This is a genomic window from Pseudoalteromonas holothuriae, from assembly GCF_945859825.1.
Taxonomy (GTDB): domain Bacteria; phylum Pseudomonadota; class Gammaproteobacteria; order Enterobacterales; family Alteromonadaceae; genus Pseudoalteromonas; species Pseudoalteromonas holothuriae.
Genome location: NZ_CAMAPC010000017.1, coordinates 49,912 through 63,228, shown reverse-complemented (window position 1 = coordinate 63,228; position 13,317 = coordinate 49,912). Strand labels below are relative to the sequence as shown.

Genomic DNA, 13,317 nt, shown 5'->3' with positions numbered 1-13,317 from the left:
TGAGCCGCCTTTGAACTTATTAGCTGCTATGCTTTTTTAAATAACTTAATTTATAAATCAGCAAAGCCAATGCAAAACCACAAAAATAGCCATTGATCACCCAAGCCAAAGCAACAAAGCTGGTCAATTCACTCATAATGACTAATAACAGTGGCATCAATAATGCCAAAATAAACAGATATCCGCCTTTTTCATGCCAGTAGCCCAATAGTAACGCAGCACAGCCTAAGCCAAACACTATCGCATAGAGCATATTACTTAATATAAATGTGCCATCAAAAACAGCGAGTAACACAAATAAAAATACATTAAACAACAAGGCTAACGGCGATTTACTTGCTAAAGAGCGCCCAATATTATGCTTATTCATTGCTTAAAAACTCCCAATAGATACCCTGCTGTGGCATAAAAACAGTGTGTTCAAAATAAAAACCAACAATTTGTACTAGTTGTTCATTATAAAAAACCAAAGGCACTTGATTGCGTTGCCAACTTGGCACACCCGCCTCTTTAAGCCAGTGCTTAACGGTATTTCTGCCCGGCTTATTACATGGCCGTATTTTGACATTCATCACACCAAATTGAATTGATACTTGTTCATTCTCTTGGGGTAAGCGTACACCTTTACCCTGCTTAGTGATTAATACTCGTCCATCGCTCAATGAAGTTGGCTCACACGTAACATTATTGCACGCTTGTGGCGTCTCACTGTCACAAACAAAGTACAGATGTTGTCGGTATCGTCTGATTACACCATTTCCCATTAGAATGCTCAGCTGAGCATCTTCTTTACTATGTAGTGCTTGATGTAGCAATTGCTCAAGTTGTACTTTAGAGGGCATATTTACCCTCAAATTAGCAAGCCATCCGCGTATTACATTGGCTTGCCTAAGCGCACTGAGGCTTGCCAATACTTGTAAGTTCAGCTTATCAAGTGACACCATACAAACTTGTAAATCTTGCGCGGTTATCTCGTCAATTAAACTTTGCTGCTGCTGCAACAACTCAATACTGCGCAAGGCACTGGGCAAAAAACCTTGAAAACGCGATTTAAGTAAAGGAACAATATGATTACGTAAAAAGTTACGATCAAAGCGGTCATCAAAGTTGGAGTGATCTTCAATATGCTTAATGGCAAATAAACGAGCAAACGTTTCTATATCTTCACGAGAAACATTAAGCAACGGGCGGATACAGGTTCGACCTGATTCCAACACCCGCTGTGCACGCATCGATGCCAAACCATTGAGACCAGAGCCTCGCTTTAACCGCAGTAAAAACGTTTCTAGTTGGTCGTCACCATGCTGCCCTAGCACAATCATACTGCCTGGGGTTGCAAGCTCATCTAAGGCGGCGTATCGAGCATCACGTGCTTGTGCTTCTAGGCTATGACGGGCTTTTTGCTCTATGTTCACAGAGCAGGTTTTAAAAGTAATCTTTAAAGAGGCACATAAATCGTGGCAAAACTGTTGCCAGCTTTTAGACTCAACAGATAAACCATGGTCAATATACACGGCCTCTATTGCATAGCTGGGCTGGGCTGTGCGAAGTGCATGGCATAGGTGCAATAAAACGACCGAATCAACGCCACCCGAAAGTGCCACCGTCATTGGTTTTTGCTCAGGATTTGACCCGTTTACCGCAACAAAGAATTTTTTATAAAGTGTGGTATTTTTCATAATTCACAACGTAAAAAAGCCGCTTGAGCGGCTTTTTTAGTTTAGCACTACTTAACAGTAGCCGAAAGACATGAGTCGTTGATAGCGCTGTTCAAGCATGGTGTCTGTACCAAGCTCTTCAAGTTCTCCTAAATCGCGCTTTAGCTGCACTTTTAGGTTCTTAGCCATTACATCATAGTCGCGATGTGCTCCGCCTAGTGGCTCTTCAACGATGTTATTAATCAAATCTAACTCTTTAACACGTTGCGCCGATACACCCATTGCTTCAGCAGCTAATGGGGCTTTTTCAGCGCTTTTCCAAAGGATCGATGCACAGCCTTCTGGTGAAATAACTGAGTAAGTACTGTATTGCAGCATATTAACCCTATCACCTACGCCAATAGCAAGTGCACCACCAGAGCCACCTTCACCTATAACAGTACAAATGGTGGGTACTTTCAATGCAGCCATCACTTTTAAGTTACGTGCAATTGCCTCGCTTTGGCCTCGCTCTTCAGCGCCAACACCTGGGTAAGCCCCTGGCGTGTCGATAAAAGTAATGATGGGCATTTTAAAACGCTCCGCCATTTCCATTAAACGTAGGGCCTTGCGGTAACCTTCAGGTTTTGGCATACCAAAGTTACGCTTGATTTTTTCCGCGGTATCACGCCCTTTTTGCTGTCCGATCACCATCACAGGCTTACCATCAAGACGTGCCACACCACCTAAAATAGCAGGGTCGTTGGCAAAGGTACGGTCACCTGCAAACTCATCAAACTCAGTAAAAATACGCTTGATATAATCACGAGTATATGGACGCAGCGGATGCCGAGCCAATTGAGAAACCTGCCAAGCACCTAAACCAGCAAAAACTTTCTCGGTTAGCTCAACGTTTTTCTCTTTTAAGCGTGTTATTTCTTCTTCTAAGCTCAGGTCTAAACTGCCTGAGCGGCTAACGTTTTGTAACTCTTTAATTTTCGCTTCCAATTCTGCGATTGGAAGCTCAAAGTCAAGATAATTGAGGCTCATGCTCTAAACTACCTAATTAGTTAAATTCTAGTTCTATTTCTTGCGCCGCCATTTGCGATAACCGAGTCAATAAGTCATCAGTTGGCGTCACACACCATTGTGTTCCAAGCGTTAGTTCTGCTAACGCATCCGGACGTTGATACATAATCTTTATCGGACATGTACCAAATTTATAAGGTTCTAGTACTTTTCGTAAATTTTCGAAGAAGTTTGCTTCAATTTGAACCATATTTAATGTCATTTTTATTGCTCTTATGCGTTTTTCTCGCGCTTGAGCTATGGTACATACGTCTCTGGCGGTCATTGTAATGCCACCAGAGAAGTTATCAAAGCTGACCTGTCCGGTTATTACCAAGATTTGGTTAATTTGCAGTAATTCTTGGTAAACTTCAAACTGTTCAGGGAATAAGCGTACATCAATCCGGGCACTCTTGTCATCTAAAGTTATCAATCCCCAGCGATTACCTTTTTTGTTTATTAACGTTCTTGCATTAATCACTAAACCAGCTGCGGTTGATTGCACGTCTCGGTTGGTTGGCTGTAAATCTACAAGTCGACCAGATGTGTAATGCTTTAGCTCTTTTCGGTATTGATTAATAGGGTGTCCGGTTAGGTATAAACCTAAGGTTTCTTTTTCACCATCTAACCACTGATTATCCGTCAGTGGCAGCGCACTCGTAAAGGCCTGCTCAACTTGTTCAGGCTCTACTGCTAACAAACCAAACAAGTCTGACTGACCCAGTGACTCAGCCTTATGGTGTTGCTCAGCAGATTTCATCGCCCCTTTTAAACTTGCAAGTAACGTAGCACGTCCTGGCTGGTTTTTTTCAGGCCCCAGTTTATCAAGTGCACCGGCATAAATGAGCTTTTCGAGCACACGCTTGTTTAAGCGTTTTAAATCTACACGAGCGCAAAAATCAAATAAATCTTTAAACTCCCCACCTTGTGCTCTTGCTTCTAAAATAGCATCAACTGGCCCCTCTCCGACGCCTTTTATTGCCCCAATTCCATACACTATCTCGGCTTGACGGTTGACTGTAAACTTATAAACTCCGGCATTTACATCAGGCGCAAGCAAAGTGAGCTTCATGTTTTCACACTCATCCACCAAAGTGACTATCTTGTCAGTGTTATCCATATCTGCTGACATAACCGCCGCCATAAATTCTGCCGGATAATGGGTTTTCATCCACAGTGTTTGATACGATACAAGTGCATAAGCAGCCGAGTGAGATTTGTTAAAACCGTAACCTGCGAACTTTTCCACCAAATCGAAGATTCTCATCGCAAGCTCGCCATCAACGCCGTTGGCAATTGCCCCTTCTTCAAAGGCAGAGCGCTGCTTGGCCATTTCTTCTGGCTTTTTCTTACCCATTGCACGACGAAGCATATCTGCCCCGCCTAGCGTATACCCAGCAAGTACCTGTGCAATTTGCATGACCTGCTCTTGGTACAAGATAATCCCGTAGGTAGGCTCTAGAATCGGTATCAAGCTATCGTGCTGCCACTGTACGTCTGGATATGATAACTCTTCTCGCCCTTGCTTACGGTCGATAAAGTTATCTACCATGCCCGATTGCAAAGGTCCTGGCCGAAATAACGCAACAAGTGCAATCATATCTTCAAAGCAGTCGGGTTTCAGGCGACGAATAAGGTCTTTCATGCCTCGAGATTCAAGCTGGAACACGGCGGTTGTTTCGGCTCTTAGTAATAATTCAATGCTTTTACGGTCATTTAATGGAATAGCATTAATGTCTACTGACTCTTTACCTTCTCGGCCAAGACGCTCATTGGTCATATCAAGCGCCCACTGCAAAATAGTCAGTGTTCTCAGGCCGAGAAAGTCAAATTTAACTAATCCTGCGGTTTCTACGTCGTTTTTATCAAACTGAGTAACCGGAAACTTACCCTCTTCATCACAATATAATGCCGCAAAATCGGTGATAGTTGTAGGGGATATAACCACACCACCGGCGTGCTTACCCGCATTTCGCGTACAGCCTTCTAAAATGCGGCACATATCAATGAGATCTTTGACTTCTTCATCGCCGTCATAGGCTTCAGGTAAGCGCGGTTCAACATCAAATGCTTTTGCCAACGTCATCCCCGGATCGCCCGGTACAAGTTTAGAAATTCTATCGACAAAGCCATATGGGTGGCCCAACACACGGCCGACATCACGAATAACCGCTTTGGCTGCCATCGTACCAAAGGTAATAATTTGCGATACCGCATCACGCCCGTATAGCATCGCAACATGGTCAATCACCTCATCTCGACGATCCATACAAAAGTCAACGTCAAAGTCAGGCATTGAGACTCGCTCTGGGTTCAGAAATCGCTCAAAAAGCAGGTCAAATTCTAGTGGGTCTAAGTCCGTAATTTTAAGTGCGTATGCCACCAGTGAACCAGCACCTGAACCCCGTCCAGGTCCAACAGGAATGTTATTGTCTTTACTCCACTGGATAAATTCCATTACGATTAAGAAATAACCGGGAAACCCCATTTGGTTGATAACATCTAACTCAATTTGTAGTCGTTCGTCATATTCGACTCGTTTTTCAACGCGCACTTGCTCGTCGGGAAATAAAAACTGTAAACGCTCTTCGAGGCCATCGCGCGACACCTTAACCAAAAAGTCGTCTATTTTTAAATCACCAGTCGGATAATCTGGTAAAAAATAAGTCCCCAGCTGTACCGTGACATTGCACCGCTTGGCGATTTCTACTGAGTTTTCTAATGCTTCTGGAATATCACTGAACAGCGCTAACATTTGTTCCGGTGTTTTCAGATATTGCTCTTTTGAGAAGCGCTTAGGCCGACGTTTATCTTCTAAAGTGTAACCATCATGAATAGCGACGCGTATCTCGTGCGCTTCAAAGTCTTCTTCATGTAGAAAAACCACTTCGTTAGTGGCAACAACCGGTACGCCTCGCTCACTGGCTAGTGCAACTGCGCTATGTAAATATTCTTCTTCTTGCGCACGCCCTGCACGAGTAAGCTCCAAAAAGAAGTGATCTTTGAAGTGTTGCTCATAAAAAATCAATGTATCAAGTGCTAGCTGTTGATTGCCTTTTAAAAGCGCTTTACCAACATCACCATCTTTGCCGCCTGATAATAAAATAAGGCCCGACTTAAGTTCACTCAACCATTGTTTATCAACCACGGGACGATGAAATACATGTCCTCGCTGATATGCTTTTGAAATTAGTAAGGTAAGATTTTTATAGCCTTCATTATCTTTAGCAAGCACAGTAAGCCGACTTGGCTCATCAGGAAACTCATCACTTCTGAGCCAAATATCGGCACCTATAATTGGCTTAATACCCGCGTCATGAGCAGTGTCATAGAACCTAACTAATCCACATAAGTTCATTTGGTCGGTAATCGCCAATGCAGGCAGACCCAATTCCTTGGAACGAGCGACAATAGGTTTGGTTTTCGCCAAACCATCCACCATTGAGAAGTCACTATGTACACGTAAATGGACAAACTCCGGTGTAGTCATATCACAGCCCCTTCATGGCAAGAATACGTTGTACAGGCTTGAAACTTTTTCGGTGATGCGGTGTGATGCCATGTTGCTCAAGTGCCGCAAAATGTGCCTTAGTCGGATAACCTTTATGGGCCGCAAAACCAAACTCTGGATATTGCATATCTAGTTCCAGCATTTGCTGATCCCGTGCTACTTTGGCAATGATAGAGGCGGCACTTATTTCTGCAACTAAGCTATCTCCTTTCACAACGCTTTGCGCGTTCATTGTTAGTTTGGGTAAACGGTTGCCATCTACAAATACAAAGTCAGGTGCAATGCTAAGCCCTTCTACAGCTCGACTCATAGCCAACATCGTTGCATGCAAAATATTAAGCTCATCAATCTCCTCAATCGATGCACGAGCAATACAATAGCAAAGCGCTTTTTGTTTTATCTCTTGTGCCAATAATAGGCGTTTTTTTTCACTTAATTTTTTGGAATCTGCCAGTCCGACTATAGGCTGGTTTGGGTCAAGAATAACCGCGGCGGTCACCACATCACCTACCAAAGGGCCACGACCAACCTCGTCAACACCTGCAATGTACTGTACATCAGGACGCTCAATTTGCATCAATCAACTCCTCAACTGCATTTGCCGCTTGTTTGCTAGCATCTAGACGAATATTGTTATGAATTTCATAAAACTTATTGATCAACGCTTCATTACTCCCTTTCAGCATCGGGTACAATGCATCAACCAATGCATCCGAGTTACACTCTTGTTGCAAGAACTCAGGAACCAATGGCGCATCGGCAAGTAAATTTGGTAATGCAAAATATTTAATATTAAAAGTAAAGAAGTGTTTAAAAATCCAGTAACTCAATGGCTTAAACTTGTAGCCTACAACCATTGGTTTTTTATACAGCATCGCTTCGAGTGTGGCGGTACCCGATGCGAGTAAAACAGCATTAGAAGCCGCCATCACCTTGCTCGATTGCCCATCAACTAAAATAGGAGACAAATTTGGTGCCACATGCTGTAAAATCAGTTCAAACTGTGCTCGACGCTTGGCATTAACTAAAGGGACTAGCACTTTCAAGTTAGGCAGACGATGGCTTAACTTTTGTGCTGTTTGTAAATATGTTTCACTGAGTAAGCCCACTTCTGAGCCTCGACTGCCTGGAAGCAATGCTAAGACCAAGTCATCCTCTTTCAACCCAAGCTCGCGGCGCACACTGCTGCTATCATGATCCAGCGCAATCTCATCCGCTAACGTGTGGCCAACAAACTTACAAGGCACATCATGCTTGTCATAAAATGCTTTTTCAAAAGGCAGCAGTGACAATACCAAATTGGTGGCTTCTGCTATCGTAAATATACGCTTTTGTCGCCAAGCCCAAACCGATGGGCTAACATACTGAACGGTTTTAATACCCGCTTTTTTAAGTGGCTTTTCAACACGAAGATTGAAGTCAGGCGCATCGATCCCCACATAAATATCAGGCGGATTATCAATAAAATACTGAACTAACTGTTTACGGATTTTAAGTAAACGGGGTAATCGCCCTAGCACTTCAACCAAGCCCATTACAGCGAGTTCTTCCATATCAAACAAAGTACGGCAACCAGCAGCTTGCATTTTGGGGCCAGCTATCCCGATAAACTCAGCATTAGGGTATTTATCTTTAAGTGCCTCAATGAGCCCTGCACCTAAGATATCACCAGATAGTTCGCCTGCAACTAGGCCAATAGTTAATTTTTTGTTTTTTTTCATCACATTAATCTATCTATAAATAAAAACGCCATACAAAAGTATCGTATGGCGTTTATCAATTCTGGCAATCACGGGCATTTTCTAACGAATAATGCCACGTTCTGAGGTGTCAAAAAAGTCTATCATATGCTGAACTGCAGCAAATTCTGCTGCGTCTTCACGCATAGCGGCTATGGCTTCTTCTAAGTTCAAGCTTTTACGATAAAGCGCTTTATAAGCTCGTCGTACAGCCATAATTTCATCACTACTATAACCACGGCGTTTCATACCCTCAGTATTAATAGCCGCTGGCTTCGCAGGAGTGCCTGTGGTAGTCACAAAAGGTGGTACGTCTTTACTTACACCTGAATACATGCCAATAAAGGCGTGCGCACCCACTTTGCAAAATTGATGCACGCCGGTGTTACCCGCTAAAATAGCCCAGTCACCAATGTGTACATGCCCTGCAACACTTGCACCATTTGAAAAAATCACATTGCTACCAATCACTGCGTCATGCGCAACATGTGTATAGGCCATAAATAAGTTGTTACTACCAATTCTAGTCACACCTTGATCTTGAATGGTGCCACGGTGAATTGTCGCACATTCACGGATGATGTTGTTATCACCCATAATAAGTTGTGTTGGTTCATCCTTGTACTTTTTATCTTGGCAAGCTTCACCCACTGACGCGAACTGGTAAATATGATTTCCAGAGCCGATGGTTGAAGGTCCTTTGATTACCACATGTGATTCGATAATACAGTTATCGCCAATCACTACATCATTCCCGATGTAACTGTAAGGACCCACAGAGACGTTATCGCCTAACTGTGCGCCTGATTCAATAATTGCAGTAGGATGGATCACGATTATAACTCTCTTCTAGCACACATTATCTCAGCACTACATACCACTTTACCATCGACCTTTGCTTCGCCATAAAACTTCCAAATATTGCGACGCTCTTTTACAAAGTCGACATGCAAATTCATGGTATCACCAGGCAGCACTGGCTGCTTAAAACGTGCATTGTCTATTGCTGCAAATAAGTATAGCTCGTTTTCACTACGATTTTCGACCGTTTTAAAGCCCAGTAAACCAGTAGCTTGTGCTAAGGCTTCTAAAATCATTACACCAGGAAAAATAGGTTGTTCTGGAAAGTGCCCCGTAAAAACTGGTTCGTTCGCAGTTACATTTTTGACCGCATGTAGATATTCACCCGCTTTATAATCAATTACTTTATCAACTAACAGCATTGGATAACGATGCGGTAATAACTTTAAGATTTCTTGAATATCAAAACCGTTCAGTTCATTTGCCAAAATAGCGTCCTTTTTTATTCATCTATTGGTTTTAGCTTTTGTGTTAAAGATTCTAACGCTTTTAATCGCTGTTTAAAATCAGTCAGATTACGTAAATGTGCCATATTACGTCGCCATTCTTTGTTCGTGCTATGAGGTACACCCGAAGAATAAACACCCGCAGAAGTAATTGATTTTGTGATCATCGTCATACCTGTGATCATAACACCATCACAGATTTCCATATGGCCATTAATACCCACGAGCCCCGCAATTTGGCAATTTTTACCAATTTTAGTACTGCCGGCTACTACCGAAGCACCTGCAATTGCAGTCCCTTCACCAATTTCAACGTTATGCGCAATTTGTATTAGGTTATCTAAAATCACATTATTATGAATAATCGTATCATCCAGTGCGCCGCGATCAATAACCGTGTTCGCACCGACTTCAACACTATCACCGATAATAACCCGACCAACTTGGGGGATCTTAATCCAGTTACCTGATTGATTGGCATAACCAAAGCCATCACTGCCAATCACAGCACCGGATTGAAATAAGCAATTGTGACCAATTTCTACTTCATGATAAACGCTAACGTTTGCCCAAAGTTTGGTATTGTCACCAATCGTTGTACTATCGCCGACAAAACAGCCTGCACCAATTTGAACATTATCGCCCAGCACAGCATTTGCCTCGATCACCGCATTTGCGGCTATCGCAACATTGTTACCAAGTTTAACTGTTGGGTGGACCACCGCATTAGGGTGTATGCCAGTGGCAGCCCTTGGTGTAGTATCCATCAATTGTGCTAACTTTGCGTACGCGATATAGGGGTCTTTTACAACCAGTTTATTGCCATTGAAATGTTCAGCATCAGAGTCAGATAAAATAACAGCACCGGCGTTAGTGGTTGCCAATTGTGTGCGATATTTACTGTTTGCTAAAAAGCTAATATCTTTATCTGTCGCTTGAGTAAGTGTCGAAATTTTTTCTATTTGACTCTCACCGTCGCCAACTAGCAATGCATCAATTGATGCTGCTAGTTGAGCTAAACTATAACGTTTGATCATTACTTTTTGCTTACCGCTTCAACAACTTTGTCAGAAAGGTCCGCTACTTTATCAGGGTTAAAGTAAATTGTCGTATCTTTTACTTTAACCTCATCAAACTTACCGCTTTTAGCAACATCTTCGATTGCATCGATAATTAATTTTTGTACTTTTGCTAACTCTTCGTTTTGACGTTGTTTAATCGCTTGCTCTAACGGGCGACCTTTTTCAGCCAGTTCTTTTTGCATACCTTGAATTTTTGTACGTAAAACTTCTTTATCTGCATCGCTCATCGTTGCACTTTCACGTTGAAACTTTTCCATTTCAAAGCGCATGTCACCTTGAAGCTTTTCAAGCGCTTGACGAGGTTCAGAAAATTCACTTTGCAATTGCTGTTCAATTTTAGCCATTTGTGGTAATTGCTTGTAGATACTTTGCATATCTACAATGCCTACTTTGTGAGCCAACGCACTTACAGACGTACCCATCATAAGTGCAGCCATCAAACCCATTGCCGTTGTTTTTATAAGTTTTTTCACAATTAACTCCTTAGAATGTATTACTAATATTAAAACTGATCGTCTTCGTTTCGTCATCATCTTCTTTCTTAAGCGGATATGCAAAGTTGATCAGCATTGGTCCCATTGGTGAGATCCACTGTATTGATAAGCCTGTAGATACTCTGACACGGTTTGGATCAGAGTAGTCCGTAAGCTTTTTAAACTGGTCTTCATGTAAACTGGAATACCGATTGATATCAAACTCAGTATCCCAAACGTTCGCCGCGTCAACAAATAAACTAGTTCGTACCGAACTGGTGTTTTCTTCATCTAAAAATGGTGTTGGAACAATTAATTCGGCACCTAAAGTTGCTTTTGCGTTACCGCCGATTCGACCACCTTCTGAAATTCGGTCAAACTCGGTGTTACCACCAATGTTTGCTGTGCTTGTACCATCTGGTAACGTTGAGCCAGGAATTTCAGTCATACCACGTTGAATCGCGCGAGGCAAAATGGTGTTACGCTCAAAACCACGTAGTTCATTTTCCGAAATTCTGAAAAACTCTTGGAATGGCAATGTTTGCTCAAAACCATTGGTTTTACCATAACCATTACCATATGCAAGCCCTGCTCTTGTAGAGAACACCCAACGGTGATCATTACTAATTGGCCAGTAATAACGTGAGTCATAATCTACTTTGAAGTAGTTAAGATCAGAATTTGGTGTCGTTGCCCTAAACGTTAAACTTTGACGAGAGCCTGCCGTTGGAAACATACCACGGTTAACTGTCACACGTGACCAACCGGCACTCAGTTCGTACTTAGTAAAGTTATATGCACCATCTGGGTCTTCTGGATTTAAAAATGCCAATTTTAAAATACGTGTTTGTTCATAGTCAGCAATATAATCTAGCTTTTCATCAATCCAACGTGCGCCAAAGTTAATGCGGTTAATCGCGTTAATCGGGAAGCCAAAACTAGTTCCAAGCCCGTATTGGCGAGAATCGTATCCAATTAAACCAACTTTGCTACCATCAAAGTTGTTGTAGAAAATACTACTACCTTGCGATACCCCATCAGGAGTGAAGTAGGGGTCTGTATAGGAGATGCTATAGCTATCAGAACTTCGCGAAGTACTGATATTAAACGCAAGCTGATTACCTGTTCCCAAAAAGTTTGATTCACTGACGCCAACATTAAACTGTAAACCACCATATGAACCATACGCCACACCAGCTTGAAAGCTACCTGCAGGTTGTTCTTTAACAGTAAAATCTACATCCACAAGGTCATCAACGCCTGCGATAGGATTCACTTCAAAGTCTACTTTCTCCATGTAAGGAAGGCGTTGTATTTGCAGCTTCGAGCGCTCTAAGCTTTGATTTGAAAGCCAAGCACCTTCTAATTGCGTCATTTCACGACGCACAACTTCGTCTGCGGTAACCTGATTACCGTTAACCAGAATGCGACGTACATAAACACGCTTACCTGGGTTTACAGATAGAGTAAGTTGCACTTCTTTATTTTCATCATCTATTTCTGGAATAGTACGCACTTCAGCATTGGCATAGCCAAAGCGCGCTAAATAACTTTTAATAAATTCTTCTGATGAAGTAACAATAGAGCCGTTATACAATTCACCAGCTCTAAGCGGTATAACACTTTTCATTAACTCTTCGCGGCCGAGTAAATCACCAATAAAGTCATAGCCCTTAACCGTATACGTTTCACCTTCAGTAATATTTGCCGTCACATAAACCGACTCACGCTCAGGGCTGACCGATACTTGCGTAGAATCAATGTTAAAACGCAAGTAGCCTCGGTCTAAATAATAGCTGCGAATTTTCTCCAAATCGCCTTCGATGGTCTGCTTTTGATAGCGGTCGTTTGACATAAACTTCCACCAAGGTAAGTCTTGTTGAGACTCAGCAAGCTTTAGCAGTTCTTCATCAGAAAACAACTCATTACCAACTAGGTTAATTTGTCGAATTGAGGCCGCATCACCTTCGTCAAAATCAAGTAATAAACGCACCCGATTACGCGGTAAATCAACAATGCTGACATCAATCTTAGCGTTATATTTACCAATACTATGAAAGAACTCGATCAGCCCTTTTTCAATGTTATCTACAACCGTTTTATCTAACGGTTCACCAACACGAATATCTTGCTGCTCTAAACTTTCATTTAATTGCTCATCTTTGATGTCTTTGTTGCCATCAAAGTCAATGCCTGCAATCGTTGGCCTTTCTTGTACTTTGAAGATGATTTGTTCGCCATCACGATACGCCACAATATTATTAAAGTGACCCGATTTATATAGCGATTTAATAGTTTGAGAGATTGTGTACTGATCAACTGAGTCACCAACGTTAATTGGAATATGCGTCAGTGCAGCACCCAAAGCAACCCGCTGTAACCCTTCTACTTTCAAATCTTCAACGATAAAGGAGGTTTGCCCTAAAGCGGCAAAACTAGCGCCAAGTAAACTCGTTACTGCAAGATGTTTTTTTATAGGCATTTTATTATCTTTATCCTT

11 protein-coding genes are annotated in these 13,317 nt (G+C 42.2%); all 11 read right to left on the bottom strand.

What is annotated here, in order from left to right; all coding sequences use genetic code 11:
- Positions 1–19 precede the first annotated feature (19 nt).
- Entirely contained in the window at positions 20–370 is a 351-nt protein-coding gene (locus OCI93_RS16835; RefSeq protein ID WP_261591820.1) for a hypothetical protein, read from the bottom strand.
- Positions 363–1,679, bottom strand: a complete 1,317-nt coding sequence (gene tilS, locus OCI93_RS16830) for a tRNA lysidine(34) synthetase TilS (protein WP_261626867.1) — start codon at positions 1,677–1,679, stop codon at positions 363–365. Before tilS ends, OCI93_RS16835 begins: the two co-directional genes overlap by 8 nt.
- Positions 1,680–1,730: 51 nt before the next feature.
- A complete protein-coding gene (gene accA / locus OCI93_RS16825) occupies positions 1,731–2,687 on the bottom strand; it encodes an acetyl-CoA carboxylase carboxyl transferase subunit alpha (RefSeq protein ID WP_261591818.1) in 957 nt (318 codons plus the stop codon).
- A gap of 16 nt (positions 2,688–2,703) precedes the next feature.
- Positions 2,704–6,195: a DNA polymerase III subunit alpha gene (dnaE, locus tag OCI93_RS16820; protein WP_261626866.1), complete on the bottom strand. Its 3,492-nt coding sequence runs from the start codon at positions 6,193–6,195 to the stop codon at positions 2,704–2,706.
- Between the two features lies 1 nt (position 6,196).
- Positions 6,197–6,793, bottom strand: a complete 597-nt coding sequence (rnhB, locus tag OCI93_RS16815) for a ribonuclease HII (protein ID WP_261591816.1) — start codon at positions 6,791–6,793, stop codon at positions 6,197–6,199.
- Entirely contained in the window at positions 6,783–7,937 is a 1,155-nt protein-coding gene (gene lpxB / locus OCI93_RS16810) for a lipid-A-disaccharide synthase (protein ID WP_261591815.1), read from the bottom strand. Before lpxB ends, rnhB begins: the two co-directional genes overlap by 11 nt.
- An 81-nt stretch (positions 7,938–8,018) precedes the next feature.
- Positions 8,019–8,789 carry an acyl-ACP--UDP-N-acetylglucosamine O-acyltransferase gene (gene lpxA, locus OCI93_RS16805; RefSeq protein ID WP_261591814.1) on the bottom strand — a complete coding sequence of 257 codons (771 nt, stop codon included), beginning with the start codon at positions 8,787–8,789 and terminating at the stop codon, positions 8,019–8,021.
- Positions 8,790–8,791: 2 nt separating this feature from the next.
- Entirely contained in the window at positions 8,792–9,244 is a 453-nt protein-coding gene (gene fabZ / locus OCI93_RS16800; protein ID WP_261591813.1) for a 3-hydroxyacyl-ACP dehydratase FabZ, read from the bottom strand.
- A gap of 14 nt (positions 9,245–9,258) precedes the next feature.
- Positions 9,259–10,296, bottom strand: a complete 1,038-nt coding sequence (gene lpxD / locus OCI93_RS16795; RefSeq protein ID WP_261591863.1) for a UDP-3-O-(3-hydroxymyristoyl)glucosamine N-acyltransferase — start codon at positions 10,294–10,296, stop codon at positions 9,259–9,261.
- A 2-nt stretch (positions 10,297–10,298) separates the two neighbouring features.
- Positions 10,299–10,817, bottom strand: coding sequence for an OmpH/Skp family outer membrane protein (locus OCI93_RS16790; RefSeq protein WP_261591812.1), 519 nt, complete (start codon positions 10,815–10,817; stop codon positions 10,299–10,301).
- Between the two features lie 10 nt (positions 10,818–10,827).
- Complete coding sequence (gene bamA / locus OCI93_RS16785) at positions 10,828–13,299, bottom strand: outer membrane protein assembly factor BamA (RefSeq protein WP_261626892.1); 2,472 nt, start codon at positions 13,297–13,299, stop codon at positions 10,828–10,830.
- Positions 13,300–13,317: the final 18 nt, after the last annotated feature.